Source organism: Micromonospora lacuserhaii (assembly GCF_036902735.1).
Classification (GTDB): Bacteria; Actinomycetota; Actinomycetes; order Mycobacteriales; family Micromonosporaceae; genus Micromonospora.
This window is the reverse complement of record NZ_JBAKHO010000005.1, coordinates 93,079-107,549: the sequence shown is the minus strand read 5'-3', so window position 1 is coordinate 107,549 and position 14,471 is coordinate 93,079. Positions and strand designations below refer to the sequence as shown.

Below are 14,471 nucleotides of genomic sequence, written 5' to 3'. Positions count from 1 at the left end.
GGTCCGGGCCGCCGCGCACTGCGCCTGCGGGGTGACCAGCGACGCCGCTCACGTGTGGCGCGCGACCGGTCCGCCGTGACCAAGATCACTCGACCTCGGGATGCGTAGTATTCGGGTCATGACGGCGACAGCGACGTCGGCCCGGTCGGACCTCTCCGAGCTGGGACGATCCGAGACCGCTCTGCGGACCTTCCTGCACGGCCTACCGGGCGTGGACCAGGTCGGCGCGGAGCAGCGGGCGGCACAGCTCGGCACCCGCTCCATCAAGACCACCGCCAAGGCCCAGGCGATCGACCTGGCCATCCGGATGGTCGACCTGACCACCCTGGAGGGCGCGGACACCCCCGGCAAGGTCCGGGCGCTGGCCGCCAAGGCGCTGCGCCCCGACCCGGCCGACCTCTCCTGCCCGCACGTCGGCGCGGTCTGCGTCTACCCGGCGATGGTCCCGTACGTGGCCGAGGTGCTGCGCGGATCCGGTGTACACCTGGCCAGCGTGGCGACCGCCTTCCCGTCCGGTCAGGCGCCGCTGGAGATCAAGCTCGCCGACACCCGGGCGGCCGTCGAGGCCGGCGCCGACGAGATCGACATGGTGATCAACCGGGGCGCCTTCCTGGCCGGCCGTTACAAGGAGGTCTACGACGAGATCGTGGCCACCAAGGAGGCCTCCGGCGACGCCCACCTGAAGGTGATCCTGGAGACCGGCGAGCTGGCCACCTACGACAACGTGCGCCGGGCCTCCTGGCTGGCCATGCTGGCCGGTGGCGACTTCATCAAGACCTCCACCGGCAAGGTGCCCGTCGCGGCCACCCTGCCGGTGACCCTGGTGATGCTGGAGGCGGTCCGCGACTTCCGCGCCGCCACCGGGCGGCAGGTCGGCGTGAAGCCGGCCGGCGGCATCAAGACCACCAAGGACGCCATCAAGTACCTGGTGATGGTCAACGAGACCGTCGGCCCGGACTGGCTCGACCCGGACTGGTTCCGGTTCGGCGCCTCCAGCCTCCTCAACGACCTGCTCATGCAGCGCACCAAGCTGACGACCGGCGTCTACTCCGGTCCCGACTACTTCACCCTGGACTGAGAGTGATGTTCGAATACGCGCCCGCCCCCGAGTCCCGCTCGGTGGTGGATCTGAAGCCCTCCTACGGGCTGTTCATCAACGGCAAGTTCGTCGACCCGGCCGACGGCGGCAGCTTCAAGTCGGTCAACCCGGCCTCCGAGGAGGTGCTCGCCGAGGTCGCCGAGGGCGGCCCGCAGGACGTGGAGCGCGCGGTCCGGGCCGCCCGCGAGGCGTACGAGCGGGTCTGGGGCCCGATGCCGGGCCGGGACCGCGCCAAGTACCTGTTCCGGATCGCCCGGCTCATCCAGGAGCGCTCCCGCGAGCTGGCCGTGCTGGAGTCGCTGGACAACGGCAAGCCGATCAAGGAGTCCCGCGACGTCGACCTGCCCCTGGTCGCCGCGCACTTCTTCTACTACGCCGGCTGGGCCGACAAGCTGGAGCACGCCGGCTTCGGCCCCGACCCGAAGCCGCTCGGGGTGGCCGCCCAGGTCATCCCGTGGAACTTCCCGCTGCTCATGCTGGCCTGGAAGATCGCCCCGGCGCTCGCCGCCGGGAACACGGTGGTGCTGAAGCCGGCCGAGACGACGCCGCTGACCGCGCTGCTCTTCGCCGAGATCTGCCAGCAGGCCGACCTGCCGGCCGGTGTGGTCAACATCGTCACCGGCGCCGGCGACACCGGTCGCGCCCTGGTCGAGCACGCCGGCGTGGACAAGGTCGCGTTCACCGGCTCCACCGAGGTCGGCCGGGCCATCGCCCGCTCGGTCGCCGGCAGCCGCAAGAAGCTCACCCTGGAGCTGGGTGGCAAGGCCGCCAACATCGTCTTCGACGACGCGCCGGTCGACCAGGCCGTCGAGGGCATCGTCAACGGCATCTTCTTCAACCAGGGGCACGTCTGCTGCGCCGGCTCCCGGCTGCTCGTCCAGGAGAACGTCGCCGACCGGGTGCTGGAGTCGCTGAAGCGCCGGATGGCCCAGCTGCGGGTCGGCGACCCGCTGGACAAGAACACCGACATCGGCGCGATCAACTCGGCCGCCCAGCTGGAGCGGATCCGCGAGCTCTCCGACGCCGGCTCCGCCGAGGGCGCCGAGCGCTGGTCGCCGCCGTGCGAGCTGCCCGAGCGGGGCTTCTGGTTCGCGCCGACCATCTTCACCGGGGTGACCCAGGCGCACCGGATCGCCCGCGAGGAGATCTTCGGCCCGGTGCTGTCCGTGCTGACCTTCCGCACCCCGGCCGAGGCCGTGGAGAAGGCCAACAACACGCCGTACGGGCTGTCGGCCGGCATCTGGACCGACAAGGGCTCGCGGATCCTCTGGATGGCCGACCGGCTCCGCGCCGGCGTCGTCTGGGCCAACACGTTCAACAAGTTCGACCCCACCTCGCCCTTCGGCGGCTACAAGGAGTCGGGCTACGGTCGCGAGGGCGGCCGGCACGGGCTGGAGGGCTACCTCAATGTCTGAGCGGGTCGCGGTACGCAAGACGTACAAGCTCTTCATCGGCGGGAAGTTCCCGCGCAGCGAGTCGGGACGGTCGTATCTCGTGCAGGACGCGAATGTGTCGTTGGCCTCGCGCAAGGACGCGCGGGACGCCGTGCTCGCCGCCCGCGCCGCTGTCAAGGGCTGGGCCGGGGCGACCGCGTACAACCGGGGTCAGATCCTCTACCGGGTCGCCGAGATGCTGGAGGGCCGCCGCGAGCAGTTCGTCGCCCTCGGCGTGCCGGCCGACGAGGTCGACGCCGCGATCGACCGCTGGGTCTGGTACGCCGGCTGGGCCGACAAGCTCGCCCAGGTGTACGGCGGCGCGAACCCGGTCGCCGGGCCGTACTTCAACCTGTCGGCGCCCGAACCGACCGGCGTGGTGGCCGTGGTGGCCCCCGAGGCGCCGGCGCTGCTCGGCCTGGTCAGCGTGATCGCCCCGGCGATCGTCACCGGCAACACCGTGGTGGTCGCCGCCTCCCCGGCGGCGCCCCTGGCTGCGGTGACCCTGGCCGAGGTGCTGGCCACCTCCGACCTGCCCGGCGGGGTGGTCAACATCCTCACCGGGAAGATCACCGAGACGGCGCCGACGCTGGCCGCGCACATGGACGTCAACGCGATCGACCTGACCGGGGTGACGGACGCCGAACTGGCGGTCGACCTGGAGGTCAAGGCGGCGCAGAACCTCAAGCGGGTGCTGCGGCCGGCCCCGGCCGACCACGACTGGACCGTCGACCCGGGCGTCACCCGGATGACCACGCTGCTGGAGACAAAGACGGTCTGGCACCCCAAGGGGGTGTGACGGGCGTCGGGTGGGGCCCCCGCGGGCCCCGCCCGACGCCGAGACCGGGGACGACAGGCGGGGACCGGCTACGCTGCCGGCCGTGATCAACCCCGCTCCCCCGACCGAGAACCGCGCGCTGCGCATCACCCTGACGCTGGTGGCGATCGGCGTCAGCGCCGGCCTCACCGCCTGGCTGGGGCAGCTGTCGGAGGGCTACCCGACGATGCGGACGGTGCGGCAGCACTGGCTCGACACCGGCTCCTTCATGATCCTCTTCTTCGCGATCGCGGTGCCGGTCGGCACGTTGCTGCACACCGCGCCCGCCGCGGCCGCCGGGGTGTCGGTGCGGCGAGGGTGGGAGAACGCTGCCCGCCTGCTGGCCTACGGCGTGCTGGTCGCCGCCGTGGCCTGGCTGGTGGCGCCGCTCTCCCCGGACGCGGCTATCCGCCGCACCAGGCACGACGCGTCGGGCATCTACCCGGCCTGGCTCGCCTGCGTGCTGCTCACCTTCGCCGTGCTCGCCTGCGCCGGGGGGCTGTTCGTGCGACCGCGCCCCCGGCCCGAGGATCCGACCGACTTCAGCCCGCCCCGGTCGGAGGCCGAGGCGGCGGAGTCCCGGCCGGCGGCCCCGGCGACGACCTGGGGGCTCGACCGGGCGCTGTTCACCACCGGCCTCCTCGCCTGGATGATCGGCGGTCCATTGCTGGTCCTGCTGCTGATCCTCGGTCTCGTCAACCTGATCGCGCGGTAGCGGCCCGTGGGACGCCCCCGGGCTGGGCCAGCAATCTACTACGCGAGGTAGGATTGCCGGGTGACTCGGCTCGGTGATCTGGAACGCGCGGTGATGGACGTGCTGTGGGACGTGGTCCCCGGCACGTCGGACGGGGTGACCGTGCGGGAGGTCGCCGACGCGCTGGACGGGCGCGAGCTGGCGTACACCACCGTGATGACGGTGCTGGACCGGCTCGCCGGCAAGGGCATGGTGCAGCGCGAGCGGGAGGGCCGGGCCTGGCGTTACCGGGCCGCCGCCAGCCGCGAGGCGCACATCGCCAAGCTCATGCTCGACGCCCTCGACCTCGGCGGCAGCCGGGACGCGGCGCTGGTCCGCTTCGCCCGGTCGGTGACCGGCACCGAGGCGGAGGTGCTGCGGGCGGCGCTGGGCGCCGAGGCCGGGCTGACCGGTCGGATCGAGGACCCCCGGGCCGTCCGGGCCCGGACGGCCGACGAGGCGACGGACCGGTAGGGCGGCAGCCGTGGCCTTCGCCGTGCACTTCGCCGTGTCGATGCTGGCCTGCTATCTCACCGCGCAGGTCCTGGCCCGGTCCACCTGGACCTGGCGTGCCCCCCGGGTCGCGATCGTCTGCTGGCAGGCGGTCGGGCTGGCGCTCGGCCTCTCCGCGATGGGGCTGCCGATGGCGGTCGGGCTGGCCGCGTACGACCGGCCGACCGGCAGCGCCCTGCTCGCCCTCGCCACCGACCTGGCCCACGGCACCCTTCCCGTCGGGCTGGGTGCGGTCCACCTGGGGCTGATCGGGGTCGGTTTCGGCATCGGCGCCGTGCTGGTCACCACGACCGCGCGCAGCGTCCACGCGAGCGTCCGCGCGCAGCGTCGGCACCGGGACCTGCTCACCCTGGTCGCCCGCCGGGATCCCACGGTGCCCGGCGCGCTGGTGCTGGACCACCCGAGCGCGGCGGCGTACTGCCTGCCCGGGGTGAAGCCCCGGGTGGTGGTGAGCGCCGGCACGCTGAGCCTGCTGGACCGCGCCGAACTGGCGGCGGTGCTGACCCACGAGCGGGCGCACGCGCACGAGCGGCACGACCTGGTGCTGCTGCCGTTCACCGCGCTGCGCCGGGCGCTGCCCTGGTTCCGCTGGGTGCGCGAGGCGCACGAGCGGGTGGCGCTGCTGGTCGAGATGCGCGCCGACGACAAGGCCCGGGAGCTGCACGCCGACGCGCCGCTGGCCGGGGCGCTGCGCCGCTTCGCGGCCTGCGGCGACCGGATCACCCCGGCCGGTGCGCTCGGCGTGGGCGACCGCGACCTGGACGTGCGGGTGCAGCGGCTGATGGTGGCGGACCGGCCGCCCCGGCTGCTCGGGGCCGCCGCGCTGGCCGTGTCGACCACCCTGGTCGCCCTGCCGATCTCGCTGTTCCTGAACTGACCCGCCCCGCCGCACGGCGCGGGCCCGCTTCGCGTCCCCTGTTACTACGCAACGTAGTACGCATAGGTAGTGCAGCTACGTGTAGGCTCGCTACTACAAGCGAGCCAACCCTTGGAGAGCGGTCATGGACACCCTGCTCCTCGCGCGCCTGCAGTTCGCCACCACCACCTCGATCCACTTCCTCTTCGTCGTGGTCACTCTCGGGCTGGTCACCCTCCTGGTCGGCCTCCAGACCGCCTGGTTCCTGACCGGGAACCCCCGCTGGGAACGGCTGACCCGGTTCTGGGGCCAGCTGTACGTGATCAACTACGTGCTCGGCATCGCCACCGGCCTGGTGATGGAGTTCCAGTTCGGGCTGAACTGGAGCGGCCTGTCGCGCTACGTCGGCAACGTCTTCGGCGCCCCGCTGGCGATCGAGACGCTGGTCGCGTTCTTCCTCGAATCCACGTTCCTCGGGATGTGGATCTTCGGTTGGCACCGGCTGCGCCGGGGCGTACACCTCGCGCTGCTCTGGGGCGTCGCGCTCACCGCGTACGCCTCGGCCTTCTGGATCATGGTGGCGAACGCCTGGCTCCAACACCCCGTCGGGTACGAGGTGCGCGACGGCATCGCCCACCTCACCGACTTCGGCGCGCTGCTCACCAACCCCACCCTCGGCTTCGCCTTCGGCCACGTGGTCGCCGCCGGGCTGCTCACCGGCGGGGTGCTGATGGCCGCGGTCAGCGCCTGGCACCTGATCCGCCGGACCCCGGACTTCGCGCTGCACCGCACCGCACTGCGGATCGGGCTGGTCACCGCCGCGCTCGCGGTCACCGCGGTGCAGGGCTTCGGCTTCGCCCAGTTCGGCCCGGTCGGGCAGCTCCAGCCCACCAAGTTCGGCGGGGGCCCGACGGCCGACGCGCAGATCGCCGAGTGGACCGCCCGGTTCGGGCCCGGCGACTACACCCCGCCGGTGCTCTCCAGCGTCGGCCTCGGCTTCATGATCCTGATCGGCCTCACCCTCGGCGGCACCTGGCTGCTGCTCCCACTGCTCTGGCGGGACGCGGTCATCCGGCTGCGCTTTCCCCTCTGGGTCGTCCTCTTCGCGCTGCCGCTGCCCTTCGTCGCGGTGATCCTCGGCTGGATCGCCCGCGAGGTGGGCCGCCAACCCTGGGTGGCCTACGGGCTGCTCCCCACCGACCGGGCCGTCTCCGCTGTGGACCCCGGCATCATGCTCGCCTCGCTGATCGGCTTCAGCCTGCTGCTCGCCGCCCTCGCCGTCACCAACTGGACGCTGCTCGCCCGGGCCGCCGCCCGAGGCGCCGCCGACCCCGCCCTCGGCCGTCCGCTCGGCATCGGAGACGACGAGGCCCGCCCCGAACCCGTCTTCGCCCGATAGGACCCGAGATGGAAACCGCCTGGTACGCCCTGCTCGGCCTCTTCTTCGCGACCTACCTGGTCCTCGCCGGCTACGACTACGGCGTCGGCCTGCTGCTCGCCCGCGCCCAGGCGCCCGCCCGCCGGCGGGCCGCCCTCACCGCGCTCGGGCCGTTCTTCCTCGGCAACGAGGTCTGGCTGGTCGCCGCCGTCGGCATCCTCTTCGGCGCCTTCCCCACCCTCGAGGGCGAGCTGCTCTCCGGCTTCTACCCGGCCGTGGTCGGGGCGCTGGCCGGCGTCGTCCTGGTCACCGCCGGGGTGCAGCTGCGCAGCCGGCCGAGCGGGGCCCGGGCCCGGACCGGCTGGGACCGGCTGGTGGTGATCGGCAGTGCCCTCGCCGCGCTCGGTTGGGGCGCCCTGCTCGCCGGGCTGCTCCAGGGCGTACCCCGGCACGCCGACGGCCACATCGCCGGGGTGACCCACCTAGCCACCCCGTTCGTCGCCGCCGCCGCGCTCGCCATGCTCGCCGTCGTCGCCGCGCACGGTGCGACGTTCCTCACCCTGCGCCTGCCGGCCGGCGAGGCCGCCGCAGCCGCCCGGCTGGCCCGCCGACTCGTCCCGGCGGCGCTCGCCGCGGTCGCCGCGGCCACCCTCCTCGGCCTGCTCTCCGACCGGGTACGCCTCGCCGCGGCGCGCCCACTGGTCGCCGTACTCCTGCCGTTGGTGCTGGTCACGGCGCTGCTGGCCGCGCGGACGGCGCTCGGCCGGGGCCGGCCCGGCGTGGCGCTGGCCGCCACCGGCCTGGCGCTCGCGGCGCCGGTGGCGCTGATCGGGGCAGCGCTCTGGCCAGCGGTGCTGGTCTCCACGGTCGACCCGGCGGCGTCCCTGAGCGTCGCCGACGCGGCGGCGAGCGGACCCACGCTGCGCCTGCTGGGCTGGCTCGTGCTGCCGCTCCTGCCGGCCCTACTAGGCTTTCAGGCGATGTGCTGGTGGGTGTTCAGGGGACGGACCGACGGCAGGGCACCGGTGTACTGGTGAACCGCCGTCCCTTCGACCCGCGTCTGCTGCGCCGGGTCCCTGCGGCCCGGCGCGACCTCGCCGTGCTCGCACTCCTCGGCGGGCTCACCGCGCTGCTGGTCGTCGGGCAGGCCACCGCCCTCGCCGCACTCCTCGCCACCGCCATCGACGGCCGACTGGACCGGCCCGCGCTGACCGGTTTCGTCGCCGCCGTCGCCGGGCGGGCGCTGGTCGGCTGGGCGCAGGGCACCGTCGCGGCCCGCGCCGCCGCCACCGTGAAGGCGACGCTGCGCGCCGACCTGCTCGCCGCCGTCGGCCGGCACGGCCCCGGCTGGGTCGCCGGCCAGCGGGCCGGGCAACTGGCCACCCTCACCGGGCGCGGCCTGGACGCGCTGGACGCCTACTTCACCGGCTACCTCCCCCAGCTCGTGCTGAGCGTGACCGTGCCGCTGGCCGTGCTGGCCCGGCTGGTCTTCGCCGACTGGTCCTCCGCGCTGATCATCGCGCTGACCATCCCGCTGATCCCCGTCTTCGGGGCGCTGCTCGGCTGGCAGGCCCAGGCCGCTACTGAACGGCAGTGGCGGCGGCTGTCGCTGCTCGGCGGCCACTTCCTCGACATGGTCGCCGGGCTGCCCACGCTGCGCGCGTTCGGCCGGGCCCGGGCGCAGACCGACGTGGTCCGCCGGATGGCCGACGGGCACCGGGTCGCCACCATGAAGACCCTGCGGATCGCCTTCCTCTCCGCGCTGGTCCTGGAACTGGTCGCCACCCTGTCGGTGGCGCTGGTCGCGGTGCCGGTCGGCATCCGGCTCCTCGGCGGCGGGATCACCCTCTCCACCGCGCTGCTCGTGCTGCTGCTCACCCCGGAGGCGTACCTGCCGCTGCGGGCCGCCGGGAGCCGGTTCCACGCCAGCATGGAGGGACTGACCGCGCTGGACGAGGCGCTGACCGTCTCCGCCGCGCCGGCCACCACCACCCCGGCCACCGCGCCGCTGCCGGCCCCGAGCGGGCGCGGCGAGATCCGCTTCGAGGGCGTGACCGTCGCGTACGAACGGACCACCGCGCTGCGCGACGTCACGCTGACCATCCGCCCCGGCGAGCGGATCGCCGTCATCGGCCCCAGCGGCGCCGGCAAGAGCACCCTGCTCGGCCTGCTGCTCGGCTTCGTCACGCCGACCACCGGCCGGGTCACCATCGACGGCGTCGACCTGGCGCACGTCGACCCGGACGCCTGGCGGCAGCAGGTCGCCTGGGTGCCGCAGCGCGCCCACCTCTTCGCCGCCTCGCTGGCCGACAACATCCGGCTCGGCGCCCCCGACATCCCGGACGCCGCGCTGGCCGGCGCGGTCGCCGACGCGGCGCTCGACGAGGTCGTCGCGGCCCTGCCCGACGGGCTCGCCACCACGCTGGGCGAGCGCGGGCACGGCCTGTCCAGCGGGCAGCGGCAGCGGGTCGCGCTGGCCCGGGCCTTCCTCCGGGACGCCCCGCTGGTGCTGCTCGACGAGCCGACCGCCCGACTGGACACGGCGAGCGAGACCGTCGTCCTCGACGCCACCCGGCGGCTGGTGGCGGGGCGCACCGCCGTGCTGGTCGCGCACCGGCCCGCGCTGCTCGCCGACGCCGACCGGATCCTGCGGATCGAGGACAGCCGGGTGGTCGAGCTGACGCCCGCCCCGGCCGGGAAGGTGACCCGATGAGCGGCGGATCGCCGGAACGGGCGGTGCTGCGCTTCGCCCGGCCGTACCTGGGTCGGCTGGTCGGCGCGGGCCTGCTCGCCGCCGCCACCGAGTTCGCCGGGCTGGCCCTGATGGCCACCGCCACCTGGCTGCTGATGAGCGCCGCCGGCCGGCCGCCGCTGGACCGGCTGACCGTGGCCATCGTCGCGGTCCGGGCGCTGGCGATCAGCCGCGGCGTGTTCCGCTACACCGAACGGCTCGCCGGCCACGACGCGGTGCTCCGCATGATCACCGACGTCCGGGCCCGGGTCTTCGCCACCCTGGCCGCCCGCCGGAGCAGCGCCGGGCAACGCTCCGGGGACGCGCTGAGCCGGCTCGTCTCCGACGTCGAGGCCGTCCAGGACCTGCTGCTCCGGGTCCTGGTGCCCGGGGCGGCGGCCGCCCTGGTCGCCCTGCTGGCGGTCGGCGGCGCCGCGCTGGTCTCGCCGCCCGCCGCCGGGGTGCTCGCCGTCGGCCTGCTGGTCGCCGGGGTGGCGCTGCCCGCGCTGGCCACCGCGCTCACCCGGCGGGCCGCCGACGAGGTCGCCCCGCTGCGCGGCGCACTCGCCACCGACGCCATCGACCTCACCCACGGCGCCGCCGACCTGGCCGCCTTCGGGGCCACCGGGCACGCCCTGCGGGCCGCCACCGACCGTGCCGACCGGCTGGCCCGGCTGGAACGCCGACTCGCCGCGACCGGCTTCGCGGTCGACGCCGCCGGGGTGCTCGTCGCCGGGCTGACCGCCGGCGGGGTGGTGCTCGCCGCCCTGCGCGCCGGGGTGGGCGGGGTGCTGGTCGGCGTGCTGGCGGTCGGCACCCTCGCCGCCGTGGAGATCGCGCTGGCCCTGGTCGGCGCGGCCCGGCAGCGCACCCAGCTCCGTACCGGCCTGGACCGGGTAGCCGCGCTGCTGGACGAACCGGTGCCCGCGCCGACGGCCGGGGACGCCGCGGTCGACCCGGCGGCCCCGCACGACGTGCGCTTCGACGCGGTCGTCGTGCGCTACCGGGCGGGAGCCGCACCCGCCCTGGACGGGCTCGACCTGGACCTGCCCGCCGGGCGCCGGATCGCCGTCGTCGGCTCCAGCGGCGCCGGCAAGAGCACCCTGGCCGCCGTCCTCACCGGGGCGGTAGGCCCCGACGCCGGCCGGATCACCCTGGACGGGGTGGAACTGTCCCGCTACCCCGCCGAGGCGCTGCCCCGGGCGGTCGGCGGGCTGCTCGCCGAGGCGTACGTCTTCCACGCCTCGGTCCGGGAGAACCTGCTGCTCGGTCGTCCGAAGGCGGACGAGGAGGAGCTGGCCGCGGCGACCCGCGCGGCCGGCCTGCTGGACTGGGTACGCGACCAGCCCGACGGTTGGGACACCGTGGTCGGCGAGGAGGGCGGCCAGCTCTCCGGCGGCCAGCGGCAGCGGCTCGCCCTGGCCCGGGCGCTGCTCGCCGCCCCGGGCGTGCTCGTCCTCGACGAACCGACCGAGGGGCTCGACCCGGCCGCCGCCGACGCGGTGCTCGCCTCGGCGCTGGCCGCCACCCCGGCCGGGCACTCGGTGCTGCTGATCAGCCACCGGCTAAGCGGCCTGGGCGGCTTCGACGAGATCGTCGTGCTGGACGCCGGCCGGGTGATCCAGCGCGGCCGGCACGCCGAGCTGGTGGCGGCCCCCGGCTGGTACCGGGACCAGTGGCAGCTCCAGGAGGCGGCCGAGCGCGGCTACCTCGCCCTGGCACCCTGAGGCCCGGCTCCGGGAATCTCCCCGACGCGCCGCGCCGCCCGGGGTGACAGGGTGGCCCTATGCGGGCGGGTGAAGACGTACGGGTGGAGGAACGGCTGCGCGAGCTGGACGACCGGCTGCGCGGGCCGGCCCGGCTCAAGGCGGAACTCCTCGTCGAGCTGCGGGACGCGCTGAGCGACGCCGCCGAGGCGTACCGGGAGGGTGGGCTGCCGGCGGCGGAGGCCGAGCGGCGGGCGGTGGCCGAGTTCGGGACGCCGGCGCAGTTGCTCCCCGCCTACCAGGCCGAGCTGGCCGCGGCGGCGCTGCGCGGCCTGTCGCTGCGGGCCCTGCTGGTGGCCCTGGCGCTGACCACCGCCGGCGACCTGACCTGGCGGGGGTCGAGCTGGAGCGACGGTCCTCGGCCGCCGGCCGGCTACCTGCTGCTCTCCGCGTCCATGAACGGGATCTGGCTGGTCGTCGCCGGGCTCGCCCTGGCCGCGCTGGTGTACGGCCCGCTGGCGGCCCGGCGGGACTGGTCGGCGACGGCGGGCCGGCTGCTCGGGCTGGGGCTCACCGGGGCGCTGGGGTTCGCCACGGCCGCCGGTACCGGGCTGTTCGCCTGGTCGCTGGGGCTCTGGGACGCCGCGCTCACCTGGCCACCGATGATGGTCGGCGCGGTGCTGGTGGGGGCGGCCTACTTCTCCCTCGGCCGGGCCACCCGGATCTGGCTGGTCGCCGCCCGCTGACCCGTGCTGCGGGCCGCGGGGTCAGGCGGGGGCGCCGGGTGGGGTGGTGTCGGGCTCGAGGAACCGGCCGACGGTGGCGCGGAAGTCGCGCCAGCCGGCCCGCTCGCCGGCCAGCGCCCGACGGCCCGCGTCGGTGAGCTCGTAGGTGCGCCGCTCCCGCCCGTTCACCGTGCTCCACGAGCTGGCGACGTGGCCGGCCCGTTCCAGCCGGCGCAGCGCCGGGTAGATCGTTCCGGTGGGCAGATCCAGACTGCCGTCGCTGCGGTCGCGCAGCGCCTCGATGATGGCGTAGCCGTGCAGCGCGCCCCGTTCCAGCACGGCCAGCAGCAGGGCGTCGAGGTGTCCGTGCAGCGCCTGGGCCTTCATGCGTAGCTACGCTACTTGTCAACCGGACGAACCGCCACCGGGGTGCGGGGTCCGGACCTCGCGGGCCGCCCACTAGGGTATGTGCCCAGAGTCACTCGGCGGCCGGACGTGTCGACGAGTGCGCACACCCGACGCACACGGAGGTCAGCGTGGCCCGCCAGTCGCCCCACCGGCCCGACGCCGACGAGCCCGAGCTCGACGACACCGACGGGCCGGTCGAGCCCGAGGTGGAGCGCGGCGCGGCCGACCGCACCCTCTGGGACGAGCTGGGCATCGACCCGGTGGAGATCGCCCTGCCGGCCGGCACCGGCTTCACCCTGCGGGCGTACCGGCCCGCGCGGGAGCTGGCCCCGACCGACGTCGCCGAGCGCGACGAGGACGACCCCTTCCTCGCCCGCCGCCAGGTCGTGGAGGCCGAGGACGACGAGGAGGTGGTCATCCTCGACGAGGAGTACGCCGAGCTGACCGCCGGCGAGGAAGAGGACGACGACGAGCGGCGCAAGCGCCGCGCGGCCGCGGTCGACGGCGAGGACGAGCCGGACGAGGACGAGGACGAGGAGACCGACGCGGCGGGCGACGAGGAGGTGCCGGTCTTCCTCAGTCACAAGGGCCGGCTGCTGCTCTTCAAGACCCCCGAGGCGCTGGTCAGTTTCATCCGTTCCGGCGCGCCCAACGACATGTCGCAACTGGACGGCTGGAATGAACTGTCCGAACGGGTGGAACCCGCCGACATCGCCCCGCTGGACGAGGACACCTACGAGCTGGACCTGGTAGTGGAGAACCTGCGCGGCGGGCACGACACGTGGGATCCCACGCTCCTGATCGAGGCCGGCGAGGTCGCCCGTGACATCTCGTACGCGCTGCGGCTACCGGCTGTGCTGGACATGCTCTCCGCCGGCTCCAGCCTGGACGACCTGGATGAGGCCCTGCGCGCCACTGTCAACGGCGGAATCGGTGCTTTCCTCGGCCGACGGCGCCTGAAGAAAATCGGGGCACAAACCGCAAGTTTGGGTTGGCGCACCATTGTCGGCAAGATCTCTGCTGTCGTGGACTGGCGCGACTGACCCCGAGCGGGGAGCATCAGTCTCTGGCAGAGAAAAGACCTGTGTCCCGGGAGGAGGACGACGCCGTGGCGCTCGTGCGCGTGTACTGCGGTCTGGCCTCGGCGGATCCGGCCGACCGACCGGCATCGGCCGGTTCGTCGCTGACGTCCGCTGTGGTCGACGACGCAGGCCGGCTGCTGCATGTCTGCGAGATCGGCGACGACCCGACGGGCTACGCCCAGCTGGTCGCGCTGCTCGTGGAGCGGTCGGGCGGGCCGAGCGGAGCGGCGATCGCGGCCGACAGCGACGACCACACGGTCACCTCCCTGCTGAGCGCCGCGGGCCGGCCGCTGGCCATCGCGGACGACGACTCCGTCGACGACTTCGCCGAGCGGTTCGCCGACGACGACTCCCTGGAGGAGATGCAGTCTCCGCCGGCCGAGCGGCGGGCGGTGGGCCTGGCCCGCGCCCTCCAGGCCGGCGCGCTCTCCGCGGTCACCCTGCCGGCACCCCGCGACCTGGCCGGCTACAAGCAGGTCCTCGCCGCGCACGCCGCCCTCTCCAGCGGCCGGCACGCCGCCGCCGCGGCGCTGCGCGAGGTGCTCCGCGAGCTCTACCCGGCCGCCCTGCGGGCGTACCCGGACCCGGCCGAGTCGGTGGCGCTCGCCGTCCTCGACGCGCTGCCGGAGCCCGGCATGCTCGCCGGCACGACCGGCCGTGGCCGGGAGGTCTCCGTCGCCGCGGACGCGGTCGCCGCGCACCTGGCGGCCGACGGCGTGGCCGAGGCCGACGAGATCGAGGCCGCGGTGACCGCGCTGCGGGTGGCCATCTCCGAGACACCGCGCCGCGCCACGGTCAACCGGACGCTCACCTCCGCCGTGGCGGAGACCGTCCGCCAGGCGGTCGCCTCCGTGCGGGCCTGCGACGCGGGCTGCGAGGCGCTGATCAGCGCCCTCAGCGCCCGGGTCACCACGCCCGAACCGGCACCCGGCCGACGCGCCGCCGCCCGCCGCGGCGAGCAGGTCGGCGACCTGTCGGGGATCAGCGGCA

At 74.8% G+C, this 14,471-nt stretch carries 12 protein-coding genes and 2 pseudogenes; 13 read left to right on the top strand and 1 reads right to left on the bottom strand.

Annotation, left to right across the window (positions count from 1 at the left end):
- Positions 1-118 precede the first annotated feature (118 nt).
- From deoC to V6U81_RS05200, 11 genes and pseudogenes are all read left to right on the top strand, one after another.
- Positions 119-1,078 carry a deoxyribose-phosphate aldolase gene (gene deoC / locus V6U81_RS05250; protein WP_334485006.1) on the top strand — a complete coding sequence of 320 codons (960 nt, stop codon included), beginning with the start codon at positions 119-121 and terminating at the stop codon, positions 1,076-1,078.
- 5 nt (positions 1,079-1,083) lie between these two features.
- Positions 1,084-2,514 (top strand): aldehyde dehydrogenase family protein, encoded by a 1,431-nt coding sequence (locus tag V6U81_RS05245; protein ID WP_334485004.1) that lies wholly within the window; start codon positions 1,084-1,086, stop codon positions 2,512-2,514.
- Positions 2,507-3,331 (top strand): aldehyde dehydrogenase family protein, encoded by an 825-nt coding sequence (locus tag V6U81_RS05240; protein ID WP_334485002.1) that lies wholly within the window; start codon positions 2,507-2,509, stop codon positions 3,329-3,331. The genes V6U81_RS05245 and V6U81_RS05240 overlap by 8 nt, the downstream gene beginning before the upstream one ends.
- A gap of 82 nt (positions 3,332-3,413) precedes the next feature.
- Positions 3,414-4,064, top strand: a complete 651-nt coding sequence (locus tag V6U81_RS05235; protein WP_334485000.1) for a hypothetical protein — start codon at positions 3,414-3,416, stop codon at positions 4,062-4,064.
- Between the two features lie 60 nt (positions 4,065-4,124).
- Complete coding sequence (locus V6U81_RS05230) at positions 4,125-4,556, top strand: BlaI/MecI/CopY family transcriptional regulator (RefSeq protein WP_334484998.1); 432 nt, start codon at positions 4,125-4,127, stop codon at positions 4,554-4,556.
- Positions 4,557-4,566: 10 nt separating this feature from the next.
- Positions 4,567-5,472: a M56 family metallopeptidase gene (locus tag V6U81_RS05225; RefSeq protein WP_334484996.1), complete on the top strand. Its 906-nt coding sequence runs from the start codon at positions 4,567-4,569 to the stop codon at positions 5,470-5,472.
- A gap of 124 nt (positions 5,473-5,596) precedes the next feature.
- Positions 5,597-6,850 carry a cytochrome ubiquinol oxidase subunit I gene (locus tag V6U81_RS05220; protein ID WP_334484994.1) on the top strand — a complete coding sequence of 418 codons (1,254 nt, stop codon included), beginning with the start codon at positions 5,597-5,599 and terminating at the stop codon, positions 6,848-6,850.
- Positions 6,851-6,858: 8 nt separating this feature from the next.
- Complete coding sequence (locus tag V6U81_RS05215) at positions 6,859-7,866, top strand: cytochrome d ubiquinol oxidase subunit II (RefSeq protein ID WP_334484992.1); 1,008 nt, start codon at positions 6,859-6,861, stop codon at positions 7,864-7,866.
- On the top strand, positions 7,863-9,542 hold the full coding sequence (gene cydD / locus V6U81_RS05210; RefSeq protein ID WP_334484990.1) for a thiol reductant ABC exporter subunit CydD: 1,680 nt from the start codon (positions 7,863-7,865) through the stop codon (positions 9,540-9,542). The genes V6U81_RS05215 and cydD overlap by 4 nt, the downstream gene beginning before the upstream one ends.
- Positions 9,488-11,287 (top strand): annotated as a pseudogene (gene cydC / locus V6U81_RS05205) (thiol reductant ABC exporter subunit CydC); the annotation flags it as partial. The gene cydD and the pseudogene cydC, both read left to right, overlap by 55 nt.
- A 59-nt stretch (positions 11,288-11,346) precedes the next feature.
- Positions 11,347-12,012, top strand: a complete 666-nt coding sequence (locus tag V6U81_RS05200) for a permease prefix domain 1-containing protein (RefSeq protein ID WP_334484988.1) — start codon at positions 11,347-11,349, stop codon at positions 12,010-12,012.
- A gap of 21 nt (positions 12,013-12,033) precedes the next feature.
- On the opposite strand, the gene V6U81_RS05195 is transcribed toward V6U81_RS05200, so the two are convergent.
- Positions 12,034-12,378: a PadR family transcriptional regulator gene (locus tag V6U81_RS05195; RefSeq protein ID WP_334484986.1), complete on the bottom strand. Its 345-nt coding sequence runs from the start codon at positions 12,376-12,378 to the stop codon at positions 12,034-12,036.
- Positions 12,379-12,527: 149 nt separating this feature from the next.
- Between V6U81_RS05195 and V6U81_RS05190 the strand changes: the two genes are divergently transcribed.
- Both V6U81_RS05190 and V6U81_RS29120 read left to right on the top strand, forming a co-directional pair.
- Entirely contained in the window at positions 12,528-13,442 is a 915-nt protein-coding gene (locus V6U81_RS05190; RefSeq protein WP_334484984.1) for a DNA primase, read from the top strand.
- A 41-nt stretch (positions 13,443-13,483) separates the two neighbouring features.
- Positions 13,484-14,437 (top strand): annotated as a pseudogene (locus V6U81_RS29120) (transposase); the annotation flags it as partial.
- Between the last annotated feature and the right edge of the window lie 34 nt (positions 14,438-14,471).

What these genes read in the sequence shown, in the direction of transcription:
- V6U81_RS05200 (WP_334484988.1), top strand. Translation starts at nt 11,347, where the DNA reads ATGCGGGCGGGTGAAGACGTACGGGTGGAGGAACGGCTGCGCGAGCTG.
- V6U81_RS05245 (WP_334485004.1), top strand. Translation starts at nt 1,084, where the DNA reads ATGTTCGAATACGCGCCCGCCCCCGAGTCCCGCTCGGTGGTGGATCTG.
- V6U81_RS05240 (WP_334485002.1), top strand. Translation starts at nt 2,507, where the DNA reads ATGTCTGAGCGGGTCGCGGTACGCAAGACGTACAAGCTCTTCATCGGC.
- V6U81_RS05220 (WP_334484994.1), top strand. Translation starts at nt 5,597, where the DNA reads ATGGACACCCTGCTCCTCGCGCGCCTGCAGTTCGCCACCACCACCTCG.
- V6U81_RS05195 (WP_334484986.1), bottom strand. Translation starts at nt 12,378, where the DNA reads ATGAAGGCCCAGGCGCTGCACGGACACCTCGACGCCCTGCTGCTGGCC.
- deoC (WP_334485006.1), top strand. Translation starts at nt 119, where the DNA reads ATGACGGCGACAGCGACGTCGGCCCGGTCGGACCTCTCCGAGCTGGGA.
- V6U81_RS05215 (WP_334484992.1), top strand. Translation starts at nt 6,859, where the DNA reads ATGGAAACCGCCTGGTACGCCCTGCTCGGCCTCTTCTTCGCGACCTAC.